Genomic DNA, 19,376 nt, shown 5'->3' with positions numbered 1-19,376 from the left:
AGTATGGCGATAAGAAAGAATACGAATCCCCAACAGATGGACCTGCAACCAGAGATGCGTGACCTGCTCATGCGCAATGGTATGCAGGCACATGTGGTGAGCAATGGCAGCGGCTATCAGCTTGTGGTGCAAGGTCACGACAGTCCGCTGCTCACCTATAACATCACCGAGAAGCAGATGTTGGCTCTGACCGACTGGGGTACGAATCATGCCAACAAGTTAGCCTACAATACCTTCACGAGTATTGTGGGCAACGACTTCTATATGCCCAAGAACTTCGTCCATGCACGTAATGCCAACGGACGTGTGGCTATGGGGCTGCACGGCTATCGTGTTGGTATCGGCGAGTATGGACGGATGGGGCGCATCGGAATGCCACCACCCTTCTTAGGTTGGACACCACGCAGTCAGGAAGGATTTCATCTTCGCAGAGTTGGAGGACGACTTTTCTTTCCTGAAGCACCGATTGTTCCTGAACGTTGGGACGGCAGGATGAAGCCGGGCGAGTTACAGAGCGGCGGTTACGGGTTCTACTATAAGGGGCAGCAACAGAGTTATAGCCCACAGCAACAGGATGTGCTGAAGGATTTAGAGGCTGTAATCACACCCTCGATCAGCCGTCCGAGAAGCACGGAACCAGCCAAGCCATATAAGGAATTGATAACCTCGCCTGTCTATTTTACCAATGAGAAGTGGCAGGAATGCTTAACTTCGCATGGCATCATCATTAATGAGAATGCGAAGACGCTGACCATCCAATCGAACAGTGTAAACGCCGACATGGTGTATGACCTGACGGAAGAGGAACTGAAGAAACTTACCTCCAACTCCATCAAGGAAGTACCAGTGGTTCAACGCTTGGAGCTGCTGAATGGCATCATCAAGGACGACTTTGCCGACAGAATCCTGATGGACACACTGAATAGCAAGGAGCGCATCGACCTGCATCTGCATCCTGAAGTGGAGCAAGACTTACTGCAGCGACAACAACAAGACGAGGAACGGCTGCTTCCATTGGAAGAGGAAGAAACTGTCAGACGGGACGTATTGCAAGGCGATGCCATGGTGAGAGGTGAAGACCTTGCCTTGCTTAATGAGAACAAAGGCTGGTATCGTGAGGGAGCGCACGGGCGTGAAGTAGAAATCGGCGACATCGCGGTGGAGAAAGTTCCTCCAACAGAGGGAGATAAGAAAGGCGAAGACAAGTATCGCATGACCGCCATCATCAACGGTGAAGCCATCACGCATGAAATCAAGCAGAAGGACTATGACAAGTTCTTGGCGGTGGATGACTACCATCGCATGAAACTATTCTCGAAGGTGTTCAATGAGGTGGATATGAAGACACGTCCCGAAGCCAATACCGGACTGGGTACGAAGATACTGGCGGCATTGACGGCAGGAGCAGTCGTTACAGCTGAGGTGGCGCATGACATGAACCATCATCACCATCCTGCCCCGGAGCTTTATGCGGAGCATCATAGCGGTCCACGTCCTTACTTCAAGCCTGGTGTGGATTCGCCACAGGAGATTGCTGCAAGATACTTTGAGGCAGAAGCCAATCATGTTGCCACGGAGATTAGACGAGGATATTAGCCCGAAAGCAAAACTTTCGGGAACCGACGGAGCAGCGAGAGCAGAAGCCAGCTCGCTTGGATTCTGCCGAGTCGTGACGTAGGAAGGCGAAGCCAACGGTGGATCTTTCTACGACAACATTGACAATGAAGGACAACAAAACAGGAAGATAATATGGCGGAAAAAGGGAAAACGAACGAGTTGACATACGATGACTTTCTGGATAGGTTGAGCATACAGGAAGTGCTGGTGGACGCAGGGTATCATCTGAATAAGAGGGATGGCTTGCGTTATCCTTCATATGTGCGTACTGACAGTGAAGGCAGACGGGTGCGTGGTGATAAGTTCATTGTCACGCAGAACGGAAAGTGCTGCTTCCAACCGCCGCAGCAGAAGGTGTATAACGTTATTTCGTTCATCAAAGAGCACCCCGAAATGTTTTCTGAGAACAAGGCAGGTATGTCACCAGACCGACTTGTCAACCTCGTCTGTAACCGACTGCTCAACCAACCCATTGAGGACAGACCATCAAAGATTGCTGAGCCCAAGAAGAACATCAAACCATTCAACCTGAATGATTACGACTTCCATAAGTTCAATCCACAAGACAGGGAGACGCAGAAGAAGTATTATCCCTATTTCAAGTATCGTGGCATCGACCTCTATACTCAGTACGCCTTCCATCGGCATTTCTGTTTGGCAACCAAGCATCGTACGGATGGGTTCACCTTTGCCAATCTTGCTTTTCCGCTTGTCCTGCCCCAAGAGCCCGACAAGACCGTGGGCTTTGAGGAACGAGGACGACCGAAGATGGACGGTAGCGGCGGTTACAAGGGCAAGGCAGAAGGAAGCAACAGCAGTGAAGGACTGTGGATTGCCAACCTCACGGGCGAGCCGTTGGATAAAGCAAGCGAAATTGTATGGTTTGAGAGTGCCTACGATGCCATGGCAGAGTATCAGATAAATCCTGTAAAGATGGTGTATGTATCTACGGGCGGCACACCCACCGAGGGACAGATGCGAGGACTTCTGTCCGTTACTCCCAACGCACGGCACTATTTGGGTTTTGACAAGGACGATGCAGGGCGGCAGTTTGTTGCAAACTTCAGGAAGGTGGCAGCAGAGATGGGCTTCCGTCACGAGCATGTGCAAGCCTATCATCCATTGGGTTGCTACAAGGACTGGAACGATGCGCTGCTCAACAAGAAATCAGCAGAACTGATTGCCAAGGGCGAACCAGATACCTTCGACTATGCCGAGTTTATCGCAGCCGGCAAGGCAGAGAAACAAAGGGAAAAAGAAGAAAAGAACACATATCATAGAAGCGTATGAGACAAGAAGATAATAGCATCATCACCTTGTGCCCCAGCATCGGACAGTTTTTCATCAACGAACTGCCTCTGTTGCTGTTGTGCGTGGCAATGCTCCTAATCGGAGGATTGCCCGGTTGTGCATATAGTACCCTGTTGCTTGTCTTCAGCCTCCTGTTCTCCCTCTGTTTACTCTACCGATTCATCTATCTGAGGAGTATCCGCTACCATATCGGGAGCGAGCAACTCATCTGTGAGCACGGAGTGTTTCAGCGGAGCGTGAACTACATGGAGTTGTACCGAGTGGTGGACTTTGCCGAGCATCAGACATTGATACAACAGTTATGCGGACTGAAAAGCGTGACCGTGTTGTCGATGGATAGAACGACACCGAAACTGGAAATGACCGGCATCAGCAACAGCTATGACGTGGTGAGTGTGATACGAACAAGAGTAGAAACGAACAAACGAAGAAAGGGCGTATATGAGATTACGAATAGATAAGATTTGGTTCATTGTCGTGGCATTGGTACTGAGCGTGCCGTCAGCCCATGCACAGATTGTGACTGCCAACCCTTTGGAATGGATGGCATTAGCAGAGGGCAACGAAGCCATCAACGGTGAGATAGAGAAGGAAATCAAAGGTCAGACCAAGACTGCCCTGTTGCAGAATACCATCGCCGCAGAGTTCACCAAGATACACGAATGGGAGAAGAAGTACAACAGTTATCTGAAAACCGCCAGTGGTTATGCCTCTTCCCTCAAAGCCTGTACCTATCTGTACGACGATGGAGTGAAGATATTCATCACCTTGTGTAAGATGCGCAAGGCCATCAACAATAATCCGCAAGGCATCGTTGCCACCCTCTCGATGAACAACCTGTATATGGAGACCGCCACGGAATTGGTGTCCGTCTTCACACTGCTGAAAGATGCAGTCGCCAAAGGAGGCAAAGAGAACATGCTGACTGGTGCGGAAAGGAGCAAGACGCTGTGGGCACTGAACGACAAGCTGAGTGCCTTCAGCAAGAAGCTGCATCGTCTTTATCTGTCTATACGATATTACACCATGACCGATGTGTGGAACGGCGTGACGGCAGGGATGATAGACCGAAGCAATGGAGAGATAGCCACCCAAGCCCTTAGCAGATGGCGCAGAGCAGGACGTATGACCATCAGTGATTAACGATAAAGGAATCAGTCATGAAGTATTTCATATCAATTGCCATTTTTATGTTTATATCATCTTTTGCAGGAGTGCGGGCGCAGAACGACCCGACTCTTGCGGGGATGATTCTGATGTACACCAACAAGGCGGAGAAAGAACTGAAGAATCAGGAGAAAGTGATGCTGCTACAATCCACCGGCCATATCTGGACCAAGGAGGAAGTGGAAGCCACTACCGACCTGCAGCGGGAGTTCAACAACTATCTGGACTCCTTCCGTTCCATCGTCAGCTATGCCGCACAGATATATGGTTTCTATCACGAGATAGGTCAGTTGGTGGACAATATGGGTGGATTGGTGGCGCAGTTGGATGCCCATCCTGCCAACGGACTTGCCGTAGCCCTGTCAGCCAAGCGCAACAAGATATACCGCGAGCTGATTATGAACAGCATCGAGATAGTTAATGACATACGCACGGTATGCCTGTCGGGCAACAAGATGACCGAGAAGGAGCGTGTGGAGATAGTCTTCGGCATCCGACCCAAACTGAAGAAGATGAACAAGCAGTTGAAGCGACTGACGAGGGCGGTGAAATACACCACCATGGGCGATGTTTGGATGGAGATAGACGAAGGGGCAAGACCCACCAAAGCGAACAAAGCCGAGATAGCAGCGGCTGCCAAGAGGCGGTGGAAGCAGGTGGGCAAGAACGTAAACTGATGGAGCAGCGAGAGCAGAGCCGAACTTGTTCGAGCTATGCCGAGTCGTGACAGAAGAAGACGAAGTCAAACCGTGATTAAAAAACGATAAGATATGGGATTTTGGAGTTCATTATTGAAATATGGTGGCAAGGCGGCACGAGGTACTGGCCATGTCATCGGAGTAACTGGAAAGACCTTAGGCAGTGCGGCACTCCACCCGCAACGCACCCTTATGGGAGCCGGCAAGGCTATGCAGACGGCCGCAGTGGGTAGTGCCGCAGGCTATGTGACATGGGAGAAGCTGACCACAGACAAGAGCGTGGCACGCATCGTAGGTGATGCTGTCATCGGCGAGAATGCCACGGAAGCGGTGGCACAAACCGCCAACGATGTGCAACGTCTGACGGGCAAGGCTGGTGAAGCCGTTGATGCGGTGAACACTGTAGCCGGAAAGATGGACACCCAGTTCAGCGGCATCAGTGATTTCTTTAGGAATATGTTCGGAGGCGTAGGATGCGACATGATAGGCAATCTCTTTGGCAATATCGGCAAGGGCAACGTGTCGGGTATGAGCATCGTCGGACTGGTGGCTGCCGCCTTCATGGTATTCGGACGCTTTGGTTGGATGAGCAAGATTGCGGGTGCCCTGCTTGGAGCGATGATCATCGGGAACAATTCTAAGGTGGCGCAAACTCTGCCTAACAGAGGCGGTACGTCTTCACATGGGCAGAACATGAAAGAAGCAGAGACCCAAAGCAGAGGGATGAAACGATAACCAATATACAGTGATATGAGATATACAGAAGAAATGATACTGCGCTCATCGAGCGGCTACTGTATGCCGTTTGAGGAGCCTATAAAGCAGGACGTGCAGATGTCCTTGGGTTACGGAGAGCAGAAAAATCCCGTGACGGGAGAAACATTCTTCCATCACGGCATAGACTTCTCAGTGAACCATTACCTGCTGTCGGCGGTGGCAACGGGAACCGTCTCTGCCATTGGGTCGGACGCGGAGCATGGCATCTACCAGACCATCCGCTACGGCAAATACGAAGTGACTTACAGGCATCTCTCCAATGTCTTCGCCAACTTCTCCCAAAGCGTCAAGGCCGGTCAGACCATCGCCATCAGTGGCGACCTGCTGCACATGGAGGTGAGGTTTGACGGAGAGGAAATCAATCCGTTGGAGTTCCTCACCATGCTCTACGGCAATATCAAGGCATTGGAGCACAATTCCCAAATGGGCATCAATGAACTGGACATGAACATCCCTTCACCCTACGACACCGACCGTCAGGAGATAGAGGCATTGATGCTCCGCTTCCTTCCCTCCTACTTCGAGGACCTTCAACAAGGAGCATACTCTCTGCCCGAACATACGGAGCAGTCGTTGAGAAACATCTTCTCGTTGGGAGCGAGCAAGCATTATTTCTACGAGACCATGCCGAGCATGGCTAATCCCTTGGGCATCGGCAACCGCTGTATGCCTTTGGCGACTAAGGTGCAGAACCTGCTCATTGCCGACTTTCTCAACTATCTTGCCATGCGACATCAGGTATATCTCTCCACGATGGACGAGGTGTTAAAAAAAAACTCCAAGAGCAAGCCCTGACGCATGACGGCATCATCGACCCTCTTGCCGACTTGGACGTGGATATCCAGAGCTTCGACATTCCGAGGATAGTGAGCGTCTATCCCGACCGGGCTGGCGTGAGATGGTGGACAAAGGCATGGTTCAATGGTAAGGAAGAGGGGGAACCCTCCGTGGAGATTGAGGAACGTATGGCCGTGCAGTTCATCCACTGCCAAGTGGACAAGGACGCATGGTTGGAGGAACACTATCCTAAGCAGATGGAGATATATCACAATGCCATCGAGCAGACAAAGGAACAGATATTACAGCAGTATAATATATAAACAAGGTATATGGCAGTTAAGAACAGTCAGCGATTCGCAGAGATAGAGCGTCTGATGGGCGACTACTTCGGGTGTCACCTTGCCCCCGTGATGGGCAGGGTGCAACGGGACTTGTCCAACAGACAGGCAGACGAGATGCGAGCCTACTCCAACAGTACGGCTGGCATCCTACGCTCATTGGCCACTGCCAATATGCCTGGTGATGACCCATACGCCACGCTGAAGATTACAGGCAAGTGGAACAGCAAGACCACCGAAGACTATCTGGCGATGTGCAAGGAGGCTATTGTCGGCAACAAGGATATGCAGCGTGACCTTGCCGTGATGGCTGAGGAATGGCGCAAGGCGGTGGTGACGGAGATAGGACGAGAGCGGTACGATGCACTCTCTAAACAACTCGGTTGTGATTTGGCATACGCCTATATCGATCACCGCATGGAGCAGCTGATGATAGAAAAAATGGTGAAAGACCGTATGCCAACATCTTCTGCCGACTATATCATCCGCAAGGCGGCACAAAGCAGTCTGTTCGGTCTGCCCTACGAACTGAACAAGTCACCCCTTGCCGCAGAGATAGAAGCCAAAGGAGAGGCAGCCTATAAGCCCTCTCGAACAGAGAAGGCAGCGGGATGGGCAGCCGGAGCGGGTGCCGATGTCGTGGCCATGGGAGGGATTGGCTCATGGGCAACCTTCGCCAAGTTTGTCGGTATCGATATGGTGATGAATGTCGGCATGGAGCACCTAAGCAAGAAAGGTAGCAGCCAAGAGGTCTGTGTCGAGGAGTGTATCAGCAAGGGAGTTTTCGGTACGGGCACCAACGTCTTCGCCTCATTCCGCAAACAGGCAAAAGTCATCAAGAACCACGAGAACAGCTATATCAAGGCTACCAACAGCCATTTCAAGAACAAGATTCCCACGAGCAATATCACTTTTATGGATTGGACGAAACAAACCGAGCAGACCTCTTTTCCTTGGAACAAAGGTACGTTCCTTGACCCTCAGAGAAACGAAGCAACCAAACGTACAGGCAAGTACAAGGATGTGCCCTTGATAGTTGCGCCTGGACAGGAAGACGAGTATCTGGAGGTTAAGGCGAGACTGGATGCAGAGGCTGAGAAGGAGAAGAAGGCAGAACCGAAAGAAACTCCTGATTCATCGACTGAAGAGGCAACACCATCTGTAGTCCAGCAGGAGGAAACAGCCTTACAAACAAACGAAAATGGATGGGACGGGCTGTTGCAGAGTTTTGGACTGAACGGCTTTTCAGACATCGGCAAGAACCTTGGTTATGTGTTGGCGATGCTGCCCGATGTACTGGTGGGACTGTTCACTGGCAAGACAAAATCGCTGAATATGGACAATAGCCTCCTTCCTTTGGCCTCTATCGTGGCTGGAATGTTCGTGAAGAATCCTATACTGAAGATGCTGTTGATGGGTATGGGAGGTGCCAATCTGCTCAACAAAGCGGGACATGAGGTGCTGGGCAGGAAACAGCAGGAAGGCATTGCACCTACAGTTAGTCCTGCTGCATCTCGCATTCAGTACCGCCAATATCCTGATGAACCACTCAATCCTCGTATCAGCAACCCGATGCTGCAAGGGCGGTGTCTCGTTGCCAACATTGACCATGTGCCTTGTACCATTCAACTGCCTGACAGTGTGATTGGGGCGCATCAGTCGGGGGCATTGCCGCTGAATACATTGGCTAACGCCATACTTGCCAAGAACGACCAGATGCGACAGATGGCAGCAATGCAGTACGAAGAGCAGGCACGGGAGAGCGTGGTGCGACCGAGGGGAATACAGTGAAGCCCGACAACAAAATTGTCGGGAACGGTGGCTTGGTAAGCCAATTATAGAATGTGATTGAGATAAACAAAAAGATAAAAGCATGAAAGAGAAATCAGAATTTGAGAAGCGGACGGCGGAGAAGCAGGTGTCGCTGCTCACTGAGGCACTGACGAGTGCGGTGGATGCCAAGGGACATTGGTTGAATGCAAGCGGCAAACTCTATCCGAAGCTCTATCCCAAGGGCTTTTCGGTCAGTCCGTTCAATGCCCTTGTCCTTGCCCTTGACTCCGATGCCAAGGGTTGCAAGAGCAATCTGTTTACGCAGTTCTCCGAAGCGAAGGCACGGGGTGAGAGCGTGAGGGAGCATGAGAAAGGTGTGCCGTTCCTGTATTACAATTGGAATAAGTACGTCAACCGCAACAATCCCGACGATGTCATCACCAAGGAGGCATACGCAGAACTGTCGGAACAGGACAAACAGCAGTACAAGGGAGTGAAAAACCGTGAGATCCGTGTGCTGTTCAATATCGACCAGACGCTACTGCCTATGGCTAACGAAACAGCCTACACTACGGCATTGAAGAAGGATGGCACGGTGGAGGATAGAGGTTATGGCGACAAGGAGGACAAGCAGCTGCATGGGTGCGTCAACGGATTCCTTCAGAAGATGAAGGACAACCTCGTGAATGTACGTCAGGACGGCACGGGTGTGGCGCACTACGACACCGAGAAGGATGTCATCTACCTGCCACGGCAGCGTGACTTCGAGCACTACAATGACTATGTACAGGAGATGATGCGTCAGTTGGTGTCTGCCACCGGTCATCAGCAGCGGTTGGCACGTGAGGGCATGGTCATGAAGAACGGCAAAGCCCCGTCGGAGGATGCCGTGAAGAAGGAACGACTCATCACTGAGATAGCTTCGGGCGTGAAGATGCTCGAACTGGGACTGCCTGCCCGTCTGTCAAAGGACAGCCTTAGCATGGTGGACTATTGGACGAGGGAACTGAAGGAAGACCCTTGTCTGATTGATGCCATCGAGAGTGAGGTGAACGGTGCGCTGAAGGTGTTGAAGAAAGCCGAACTGGGTGAAAAGGTGGAGTATGCCACCGACCAGCATCAGCGAGAGACGGCGCAGATACAGGTGCAGTTGCCCAACCACTACTTCGTAGCAGACGAAATCAAGCAGCATCCCAACGAGGAGCAGCGTACTGTGGTCATCGTGCGTGATGATGCCAGCAAGACCGCCGATGTGGTGCTGCCACAGGGTGCATCGTTGGAGGTGAACAACGAGATCAAGGGCATGAACAAGCAACGCTTCACCAATGCCTTGCAGAAAGAGGGTTATGACAACGTGCGTTTCTACAATCCCGACGGAGCCTTGGGCTTCCGTCCCGACGACAGTTATTTCGCCGACAAGAAAATCACGGTATCAAGACTGCGCAACTGGTCTATCGAAGACCTATCCTCGTTGGATGCTTCTGAGGCCGTAACCCACAGCCGTGACATCGGTTTCGACAATGTGCAGTTGGTAAAGGATGACAAGGAGCGGTGGGCATTGTACATCAAGCCCGAAGGTAAGGAGGGCTTTGCCGTCTATCCCGACAAAGGAGACCTCAATCATTTCTTCACCACCTTGAAGCAGTCGATGGACAACATCGAGCGTGTGCGTGAGGAACTGGCACAGAAGTATTATGCTATGGCAGAGGCGAAACCCGACCTGAAGGTGGACATCTTCGGAGGTAATGAGCAGGAGGTTGATTTGAACCGCATCCAGCGTGTGGCAGTATTCCGTGCCAAATCGGGCGAATGCCTGTGTGCAGCCACTATTGACGGCAAGAAGTTGCAGCCGAGAAGTGTCAGTCCGTCACAATGGCAACGATTGTGGGTGGCTCCTGACAGGGATTCCTACAAGCAGAACCTTGCCGCCTCGCTGTTTGCTGATGTATTGCAGAAAGACAACAATGTCGAGCAAAGTACACAAGAGAAGCAGGAAGAAGCGACGGAGGTGAAGCAAGCGGAGACGGCAATTGTCGATAAGCATGATGAACAGAAGGAAGTGGTACTTAAGGAAGATAAAAGCTCTGAACAAAGGGAAGAGAAGAAACAAGAGGAAAAGAAAGAAGAAAAGAAGGATGAAAAGGCTGTCAAGGCTGCTGTCTCTCCCCTTGTCCAACAATATCTTGACTTGAAGAAGAAGCATCCTGATGCCATTCTTTTGTTTCGCTGCGGTGACTTCTATGAGACCTACAAGGATGATGCGGTGAAGGCATCCAAAATATTGGGTATTACGCTGACAAAGAGCAATGGGCGCAAGGATGATGAAGGCAAGCCGTTGGCAATGGCAGGATTCCCATATCATGCCCTCGACACCTATCTGCCGAAGCTCATTCGTGCTGGTGAACGGGTGGCCATCTGTGACCAGTTGGAAATGCCGAAGCAGACAACATCATCGAAGCGTGGAATTACGGAGATGGTGTCACCTGGAAAAGAGACAGGAAAGCAGATGGCACAGGAAAGTCAAGAAACAGAACAACACACCAGTCTAAGGAGATAGGCTTATGGGAAAGAACGCAGCGTATGCCGCACAATATGCGGAGGAAGCCAAAGAACAGATGCGGATGTATGGGATTCCTGCCTCCGTCATCTTGGCGCAAGCCATACTGGAGAGCAGCAACGGACAGAGCCAACTGTCGCGCGAATGCAACAACCACTTTGGCATCAAGGCTACGGCATCGTGGTTGAAGAATGGCGGAGAGTATGGAGTCTATACGGATGATAGGCCCAACGAGAAATTCTGTAAGTACAAAAGCGTGGGTGACAGTTATGAGCATCACTCGCAGTTCCTGAAGCAGAACAAGCGTTATGCGCAGTGCTTCACGCTGTCGCCTGACGACTACAAGGGATGGACGAAGGGCATTGAGCGTGCCGGCTATGCCACGGGCGGCGGTTATGCTGCAAGTCTGCAGCGCATCATTGAAGCCAACGGACTGGACAAGTATGACAGTGAGGTGATGGCTGAGATGCGGGCAGAAGGTCGGTCGTTCGGGGTGGAGAATAATCCTCGTAGAGAAATGCCTGCTGCCCATGTACCGCAGTCTGCCGGGTATTCCTTTCCTGTGGAGCGAGAGGAGTTTCTCTTCATCACCTCGCCTTTCGGCAATCGCCAGGATCCGATGGATGCCACCAAGCAGCAGATGCACAAGGGCATTGACATCAAGACGAACCATGAGGCGGTGTTGGCCACGGAGAACGGCGGCAAGGTGGTGGCGGTGAACCATAATGCGAACACGGCAGGAGGGAAATCCGTCACCGTGGAATACAGCCGTGAGGATGGCAGCAAGGTGCAATGCTCCTACCTGCATCTGTCTGACATAGCAGTAAAGGTAGGTGACGTGGTTAATGCCAGTCAGAAGTTGGGGGTGTCGGGAAATACCGGCACCAGAACCACTGGCGAGCATCTGCATTTCGGAGTGAAGAGTGTATCGGCTGACGGCTCAAAAAGGGATATGGATCCAGCCGCTTATCTGGCAGAAATCGGACAGAAAGGCAACATCAAGCTACAGGCCCTGCATAACGGCAATGACCTGTTGGCAAAATACAAGAGCAATGCGCCACAGGAGCAGAAGGTTTCGTCGGAGGACTGGATGAAGAAAATCCTTTCCTCGGAGGACAGCGGCGTGGGCATTTCGGGAACGAATGACCCTATACTCGACATGGCGATGACCACCTTCATGTCGCTGATGATGTTGGCAGCGCAGATTGACAGCAATGATGAGGAACGACAAAAAGGACTTATCTCTGCCATGGCAGCCAACCGGCTCGTAGATTTGACCTCGCTTGTTCCAGGCATGAGGCAATGCACCATTACTGTGGGTGAGAACGGCAAGACTGTGCTTCATGCAGAGAGCGGTACGGTGAAGATTGACCGTGAACTGACCTCCTCGGAGATGAACCGCCTGTCGCTCATTTTGGGCAATGCCAATCTGTCGGAAGAAAGCAAACGGACGAAGATTGCGGGAATGGTGACAGGCATCGTGGCGACACAGCAGGCTTCGCAGAACTTCGAGCAAGGGATGGAGGCTGAGAGTCAACAACAAAATCTGCAAAGGAAATGAAAAGGATAGCAAGTCATCTGTGTACATTGCTGGTGGGTATGGTAGCTGTGGCAGGACACTTCATGCTTACCCAATGGCTTTTCGGTCAGACCGTGGCCATCATCTATCTCGGCTTCCAACTTATCATAGCAGCGTGGATAGTCTATGAACTGATACGTGCGCTAGTATATGATGATTGAAAAGAGATTATTGTCATTGCTAAGACATTTCACTTGGACGATGGATATGTATAATTCAAATAGTATCGAGCAATGATCAAATGTAATGTAACAGTGTGCGGAACGGTCAGCAAGGCTGCGACCTGCCGCACGAACAAGGAGGGCAAGGCATTCGTGAGCTTTGCCATGAACGTAGTCATTCCAGCGAAGAGCGGGATTAACAAGACCATCGAGGTGTCGGTCATCAAAGATGGGACACTGACGGAGGTGGGCAGCTGCAACATCGGCGAACGCATTGAGGTAGCCGGTGTATTGGTACCAAGAAAATGGGGCGATGTCCTTTATTTCAACCTGTCGGCAAGCAGCATCAGCCACCAGCCTGACGAGGCAGAGGACTGCATCAAGGGCGTGATGGAGTTCCGCGGCAAGGTGGGCAAGAGCATTGAGGACAAGACGGACAAGAATGGTGTGCCGTACTGCCAGTTCTCCGCTTTCAGCGCAGAGAAAGTACAGGACGGATTTGAATACATCTGGGTAAGTTTCTTCCTATTCGATGGCAAATGCGAGGCATGGCTGCAACCAGGCGTGAAAGCGAACATCAAAGGGGCATTGTCTGTCAGTGTCTTCAATGACAAACTGGACTTCTCCTGCCGAGTGTCTGAAATGAGCGAATATGTTCCGCAGCCCTATAATGGTTAATTGACTATGGGAAAGCCTTATGCTAAGGAAGGTCCGAGTGCCGAAGACAAGGCACTCGACCTGTTTGCCGATATGATGATTGAGCGTATTCAGTCGCTGTCGGGCAAAGACGGATGGAAAAAGCCCTGGTTTACTGAAGGTGCGTTGCAATGGCCGAAAAACCTGAACGGACGAGAATATAATGGCATGAACGCTATGATGTTGCTCCTGCATTGCGAGAAGGAGGGTTACAAGATTCCTCGCTTCTGTACCTTCGACCGCATACAGCAGTTTAACAAAACTGGCAAGAAAGACGAGGAACAGAAGCCCCGTGTGTCAGTACTGAAAGGTGAGCATTCTTTCCCCGTGATGCTCACCACGTTTACGGTGGTCAATAAGGAAACAAAGGAACACATCAAGTGGGAGGACTACAAACTGCTCTCTCAGGAAGAGCGCGAAAAGTACAATGTATATCCAAAGCTTCAGACTTACCATGTCTTCAATGTGGCGCAGACCAACCTGAAGGAGGTCAGACCAGAGTTTTGGGAGAAACTGGAACAGGAATACTCGATGCCCAAGGTAGAGAAGGACGAGCAGTTTGCCTTTGAACCCGTGGATAGGATGATAGCGGACAACCGTTGGATATGTCCCATCAAACCGATGTTCGGTGATTCCGCCTATTTCTCCATCAGCAAGAATGAGATTGTGATGCCTGAGAAAAGGCAGTTCAAGGATGGGGAGTCTTTCTACTCGAACCTTTTCCACGAGATGGGACACTCCACGGGTGCGGAGGGACAGTTAGACCGCATCAAGCCCGCTACCTTCGGCTCGGCAGAGTATGCACGCGAGGAACTGGTGGCAGAACTGACGGCTGCGCTGACCGCTCAGCGGTATGGCATGACAAAGCATCTGAAAGGAGATTCGGCTGCCTATTTGAAGTCTTGGCTGGATTCGCTGAAGGAGTCGCCGCAGTTCATCAAGACCACGCTACTCGATGTGAAAAAAGCTACCTCAATGCTCACGCAGCATATCGACAAGATTGCTATGGAGATAGACCAGGAGAAAAAGGCTGAGCAGGAAAACGGGCAAGGGAAAAGTTATCTATCCATAGATGACGGCGACCATGCAGTCTTGGCATATAATGGTTCTGCTGTATATATCCAGCATCATGAGAAGGAGGACTCTGTAAAGATTGCTGTGCCGACGAGTAACGGTCTGGAAGTGAAACTCTCTGTTCCTTACGACCACGGCAAAGACCTTGACACCAATTATCAGGAGGCTTTTGCCCAGTACAAAAGCCTGACAGAGCCTTCACAATCGAAAGAAAACGTCTATTATGCCTCCATCGCCTATCTCCAATCAACGGATGACACATCGGAACTGGATAAGCTAAAGGAGAAAGGTGACTATCAAGGACTGCTGACGCTTGCCAAGGAATACTATGACGGGAACGGCATGGACGAGGAGCAGACCTACAGGAAGCCGTGCCAGAACAGAGGCGATGACCTGCTAATAGAGGACAAGGACTTTGCAGTGGTCTATAACGGGAGTGTCGGCGGTACGTATGAGGTGTTCCTGAAGCATACGGAGCAAGAAGTGCGTGACCATATCACTCGCTATGGCATAGGACGTGCCAGTGAGGACGTGAAGGCTGTGGCGAGGGAGATGACCGCCGAAGAGTTTTCGGAATTGGCGCAGCGAAAAATGCCGATATTCCAAATGCCGAATGGTGGTTTGCTGAACCTGCAATATAACAAGGATAAGGATAGCCTGGATGTGGGGACTGTGACCAATGCAGGACTCTCTGTGAAGCATACCTTCCCTTTCAGCCACAACCATTCTATGGACGCAAACATCAGCTCTGCGTATGAGCAACTGCTTGACATGGAGGAGTACCAGAAGGAAGAGGTACAAGAGGAGCACGTTGCCAAGTCCGCTTTCCGAAGATGAGAGTAGTATCGTAGTATATACTAATCGTAGGCTTTACTACTCATAGTAGGTACTAACAATAGTCAGCCGCAAGGAGTAATGTCCCTGCGGCTGATTTAATTTGGGGTCATTCCATATTATGAAGGAATGCTTGTAAATCCTCGTCTGGAATGCTCTTCAGTTTCACCGGCTTGAAGCCGTCCAACTGCTCCACTTGAAATATCTCGTCCACTCCATATTTGGAGCCATCCACCTTTACGCTCTCCATTTCATTGACGGAGGTATAGCCATACTCCGTTTCATGCAGACCGCATACGATGGTGAACAACGTGGTGTCGTTACCTTCCGGCTGTCCTTCAAGTACGAACCAACGGACGTGTCCGATGAAGAATATTGCCACACAAACGGCATCCTTGCCTTTGCCGTCCTGTGAATACAGAGGATAGGATTTCAGTATCTCCTCCAATACGGGTGTAATCAATCTGCTTGCCATAGTCAATCGTTGTTAAGTGTTCTGTAATACATTCTGTTCTCTACAAGGTGTTCGATGGCCTCTGCTGCCAATCGGCACACCCACTCGTCACGCTGGTCATAACGACCTTTTTGATAGTCGTTGGCAAGGCGTTCCAAGAAGGCAAACACCACCTTGCCCTTTTCGTTGATAAGATAGCGATGGTCATCTGCAAGGGCATTGCCTACCTTGGCGGCTGACCCCATCTGACCGTTTACGAACCGTGAGAAGCACTCGACAAATGCCTGCTCGTTTTCTGATAATCTGTGTAATTCCATACGCAAAGAAATTATTTGTTCAACTTGTTTTTCTTCCCTCCTTTTGAAGCCTTTCGGCTCCTCTTGTCGGGAACTGATTTTTCGTGCATCAAAAGACTGCGGAATGAGGGCGATAAGGCAAGAAAACAGACGGAGGAGTTAATGAAATACCCAAATCTTTGATTTGCGGAAAGCTGTCGTTCAGTCCTCTGCCTGTTAGCATGGCGGTACTTGACCATTCGCCCGGGCAGTAACTTTGCAAAGAAAAATGGGCATCGGCAAGTGGAATAGACACTACAAAACAGGAAAATCATTGATTTTTAGTGCATTTTTCTTTATTTCTTTCTTTGATTTAGGATAAAATATATAACTTTGCCTCCGAAAAAGTGTCACAAGTGACAGTTTTTCGTAAAATATGATAGTAAACAGATATAGATACATAGAACAGTTGAGCCGTTCAAAGAACAACGGGCTCATAAAGATAATCACAGGATTGCGACGTTCAGGCAAGTCGTTCCTTCTGAAGAAACTCTTTCATCAGCATCTATTGGATGAGGGCGTGAGAGAAGACCATATTCTCGTCATCGACATGGAGAGTAGGAAGAACAGAGAGTTCAAGAACCCGGACTACCTGTTGGACTGGGTGGAAAAGATGATGATTGACTATGAGACTTATTATATCATCATCGACGAGGTGCAGGAGGTGGAAGACTTTGTAGAGGTGCTCTCTTCCTTGTCAGTTACCGAAGGGGCGGATGTGTATGTCACAGGCTCCAACTCGCGTTTCCTGTCCTCTGACCTGGTGACGGAATTCCGAGGCAGAGGTGACGAGATACATGTGTGGCCACTATCCTTCAAGGAGTTCATGACGGTGTATGATGGTTCGAAAGAAGACGGTTGGGCTGAATACAGACTGTACGGAGGTTTGCCGCAACTACTTACACAGGTTGGGGATGAGAAGAAGGCTGATTTCCTGCGTCGCCTTTATCGCACGGTATATCTACGTGACATCTACGAGCGGAACAACATAGAACTGAGACCTGAATTTGAAGAATTGTCGAAGACCGTAGCATCCAGTATAGGAGCACCTGTCAATGCACTGAATATAGCCAATACGTTCAAGTCCGTAAGCAATGTGCAGAGCATAACCGACAAGACAGTGTCGGCTTATCTGGAATATATGCAGGATGCTTTCCTTATCGAAAAATCCGAAAGGTTCGACATCAAAGGACGGAAATACATAGGTTCGTTGTCCAAGTATTATTATCAGGACGTAGGTCTGAGGAATGCTATTCTGTCGTTCCGTCAGAGCGAGCCGACACATATCATGGAGAACGTCATCTACAATGAGATGCGTATGCGAGGATGGCTCGTGGATGTGGGTAACGTCTATCATCGAGTGAGGAATACGGAAGGAAAGCAGCAGAGGGTGACATTGGAAGTGGATTTTGTCTGCAACAAAGGGAGCGAGCGGATCTACATCCAGTCGGCGTGGCGTATGCCCGATGCAGAAAAGATGGAACAGGAGAAACGGTCGTTGCGTCTTGTAGATGACTCTTTCCGCAAACTGCTGATCGTGGGAGAACATACCAAGCAGTGGAGCGACGAAAACGGCATACAGATAATGAGTATATATGACTTCCTGCTTGACTGGTCAAGTACTGAGAAACACGGATAAAAAAAAGATATGCGCATAGAATATGCGTTAATACATATATGATTAAGGGAGGGCCTATCCATCACGGACAAGCCCTCCCTTTCTAAAATTTATCAATGAAAAAAAAGTTTTAGTGCTCTTGTTCGGAGCTGTATGTCTGGCTATAGATACAGCAGGATTCTGGTATGGCGGTTCGCCTCATTGGGCGAGTAATCGTCAATGCCGCCATCGAAAATCTGAGAGATGGTGCCATTTTCCATACCACGTTTCATCAGTTCCTCTGCAATGAATCTGGCACGGGAACGGCTGAGGTTATCATTGATGGCTTCACTGCCTGTGGCACTGTCGGCAGCGCCGATGACCTTAACTTTCAAGCCATATTTCTTGGCGATGCGTGCTACTTCGTCGAGATTGACGAGCTGTGACCTGTTGAGCAACCTGTCAGTGCCAAGTTCAAAGAAGAAATAGATGGGCGCACCTATGCAAGCCTTTCCTGAGTGGATGAGCGATAGGTAATCGTCTTCCGGCTCACCTTCAGCATTGCCATATTCTTCTGTACAAGAGGCGGACTCCATGACCTTTGTCTTTTGACCATTACCATACTTGTCTCTCATTCTTGCACGCAGCGAGTTGAGACCGCTGTAGTCGTTTCGAGGATAGCCATTTGTGACGGAAGAAGCGGCATCGTCAGAAAAGAGGTGGCCGTACTTGTCCAGAAGTCCCTCGATGGCAAGAATCTTGCGCAGCTGCTCCAGAGTCTGACAATCTCGATCGTGCTGGGCGTGATAGCGGCTGTTGCTGTCAGAAAGGGATGAGGCGTATGCCGAAAGCCATTCGTTCTGTGCGATGTACGGGCGAGCGTCTATCACTCGCTTCCAGCCAGTCTTGCCGATGCGGACAGAGAGGCCGAGGGATGCGGACAGCAGATGGTCGCCAAGGCGGTGTGCCTTGCCATAGCCGTCAAAATCCTGCATGGTGGTCATGTTGCCTATCTCTGCCGTAACAGCAATGCGTGGGGAGAGATGATACTGCCCCTGTATGCCGTAGGAAATGGCAAAGGGCTTGTGGGCATTCACCTTGTTGTGCAGCATACCCACGCCCACGTATGGAATGACACTCCATCTGGCAAGAGTGTGTACATCGTCCTTGTAGAGGTTGCCGAGGACATTCCACATGAAATCAGCACGCAGGTACTGGTAGTCCTGCGAGGAGTTGTTGCAGTCGTTGAACTGCATACCGCCATAGTTCAGACGACCGCCGACGGAAGGTGTGAACCATTTGCCGATCGACACGGAGAATGCCGGTTTCATGCGACCGAATAGGTCGTTGCATCCGAGCGGTTTGCCGAGGAAGACCGTAGTTCCTCCTGCCGCTTGGACAAACCAGTTGTCCGTCCATGGCGAAGCTACCAATGCCCCTTTCATGTAGGAAGGTTTAAGCGGACGAAGCATACCGTCTGCCGAAAGTCTGCATACAACGGTGGTGGTGTCCGCCGTGCGGTGATAGTCTTTGGCTTGCGCACCCAATGAAAGGGCGAAGCCAAGGGATAGAATAAGTATTTTTCTCATGTTGTTCAATTTAATCTGGTGAATACTATAACAGGTGAT

The 19,376-nt window shown here is 50.5% G+C and carries 18 protein-coding genes; 15 read left to right on the top strand and 3 right to left on the bottom strand.

Annotated elements, in window-relative coordinates; all coding sequences use genetic code 11:
- Positions 1–3 precede the first annotated feature (3 nt).
- From CIK93_RS07805 to CIK93_RS07740, 14 genes are all read left to right on the top strand, one after another.
- Complete coding sequence (locus CIK93_RS07805) at positions 4–1,596, top strand: hypothetical protein (RefSeq protein WP_094399408.1); 1,593 nt, start codon at positions 4–6, stop codon at positions 1,594–1,596.
- Between the two features lie 153 nt (positions 1,597–1,749).
- The gene (locus tag CIK93_RS07800) at positions 1,750–2,907 is read left to right on the top strand and encodes a toprim domain-containing protein (RefSeq protein WP_094399406.1); all 1,158 of its coding nucleotides are present in this window, start codon (positions 1,750–1,752) and stop codon (positions 2,905–2,907) included.
- The gene (locus CIK93_RS07795) at positions 2,904–3,389 is read left to right on the top strand and encodes a PH domain-containing protein (protein WP_005816244.1); all 486 of its coding nucleotides are present in this window, start codon (positions 2,904–2,906) and stop codon (positions 3,387–3,389) included. Before CIK93_RS07800 ends, CIK93_RS07795 begins: the two co-directional genes overlap by 4 nt.
- A complete protein-coding gene (locus CIK93_RS07790) occupies positions 3,370–4,071 on the top strand; it encodes a hypothetical protein (protein WP_005816246.1) in 702 nt (233 codons plus the stop codon). The genes CIK93_RS07795 and CIK93_RS07790 overlap by 20 nt, the downstream gene beginning before the upstream one ends.
- 17 nt (positions 4,072–4,088) lie before the next feature.
- Positions 4,089–4,772 (top strand): hypothetical protein, encoded by a 684-nt coding sequence (locus CIK93_RS07785; RefSeq protein WP_005816248.1) that lies wholly within the window; start codon positions 4,089–4,091, stop codon positions 4,770–4,772.
- A 93-nt stretch (positions 4,773–4,865) separates the two neighbouring features.
- Positions 4,866–5,528, top strand: a complete 663-nt coding sequence (locus tag CIK93_RS07780; protein ID WP_005816251.1) for a hypothetical protein — start codon at positions 4,866–4,868, stop codon at positions 5,526–5,528.
- A gap of 15 nt (positions 5,529–5,543) precedes the next feature.
- Positions 5,544–6,365, top strand: a complete 822-nt coding sequence (locus CIK93_RS07775) for a M23 family metallopeptidase (protein ID WP_005816253.1) — start codon at positions 5,544–5,546, stop codon at positions 6,363–6,365.
- A gap of 32 nt (positions 6,366–6,397) precedes the next feature.
- Positions 6,398–6,670: a hypothetical protein gene (locus tag CIK93_RS07770; protein ID WP_007897422.1), complete on the top strand. Its 273-nt coding sequence runs from the start codon at positions 6,398–6,400 to the stop codon at positions 6,668–6,670.
- Between the two features lie 9 nt (positions 6,671–6,679).
- Positions 6,680–8,479, top strand: a complete 1,800-nt coding sequence (locus tag CIK93_RS07765) for a hypothetical protein (protein WP_005816255.1) — start codon at positions 6,680–6,682, stop codon at positions 8,477–8,479.
- 82 nt (positions 8,480–8,561) lie between these two features.
- Positions 8,562–11,018 (top strand): zincin-like metallopeptidase domain-containing protein, encoded by a 2,457-nt coding sequence (locus tag CIK93_RS07760; protein ID WP_005816257.1) that lies wholly within the window; start codon positions 8,562–8,564, stop codon positions 11,016–11,018.
- Positions 11,019–11,022: 4 nt separating this feature from the next.
- The gene (locus CIK93_RS07755; protein WP_005816260.1) at positions 11,023–12,579 is read left to right on the top strand and encodes a glucosaminidase domain-containing protein; all 1,557 of its coding nucleotides are present in this window, start codon (positions 11,023–11,025) and stop codon (positions 12,577–12,579) included.
- Positions 12,576–12,758, top strand: a complete 183-nt coding sequence (locus tag CIK93_RS07750; protein ID WP_005816263.1) for a hypothetical protein — start codon at positions 12,576–12,578, stop codon at positions 12,756–12,758. Before CIK93_RS07755 ends, CIK93_RS07750 begins: the two co-directional genes overlap by 4 nt.
- Before the next feature lie 72 nt (positions 12,759–12,830).
- Positions 12,831–13,436 (top strand): hypothetical protein, encoded by a 606-nt coding sequence (locus tag CIK93_RS07745; RefSeq protein WP_005816265.1) that lies wholly within the window; start codon positions 12,831–12,833, stop codon positions 13,434–13,436.
- A gap of 6 nt (positions 13,437–13,442) precedes the next feature.
- Positions 13,443–15,365, top strand: coding sequence for a zincin-like metallopeptidase domain-containing protein (locus CIK93_RS07740; protein ID WP_005816267.1), 1,923 nt, complete (start codon positions 13,443–13,445; stop codon positions 15,363–15,365).
- Positions 15,366–15,471: 106 nt separating this feature from the next.
- Here CIK93_RS07740 and CIK93_RS07735 read toward each other — a convergent pair whose 3' ends face one another.
- Positions 15,472–15,837, bottom strand: coding sequence for a DUF2958 domain-containing protein (locus CIK93_RS07735; protein WP_005816269.1), 366 nt, complete (start codon positions 15,835–15,837; stop codon positions 15,472–15,474).
- Between the two features lie 2 nt (positions 15,838–15,839).
- Entirely contained in the window at positions 15,840–16,133 is a 294-nt protein-coding gene (locus CIK93_RS07730) for a hypothetical protein (protein WP_005816271.1), read from the bottom strand.
- Positions 16,134–16,527: 394 nt separating this feature from the next.
- Between CIK93_RS07730 and CIK93_RS07720 the strand changes: the two genes are divergently transcribed.
- Positions 16,528–17,790, top strand: coding sequence for an ATP-binding protein (locus CIK93_RS07720; protein WP_005816273.1), 1,263 nt, complete (start codon positions 16,528–16,530; stop codon positions 17,788–17,790).
- 140 nt (positions 17,791–17,930) lie between these two features.
- Here the strand turns inward: CIK93_RS07720 and CIK93_RS07715 are convergent, their stop codons facing one another.
- Entirely contained in the window at positions 17,931–19,337 is a 1,407-nt protein-coding gene (locus tag CIK93_RS07715; protein ID WP_005816276.1) for an OmpA family protein, read from the bottom strand.
- Positions 19,338–19,376: the final 39 nt, after the last annotated feature.

It is taken from the genome of Prevotella sp. P3-92 (assembly GCF_002251205.1).
GTDB lineage: Bacteria > Bacteroidota > Bacteroidia > Bacteroidales > Bacteroidaceae > Prevotella.
The sequence above is the reverse complement of the archived record's forward strand: the minus strand, read 5'-3'. Positions and strand labels throughout refer to the sequence as shown.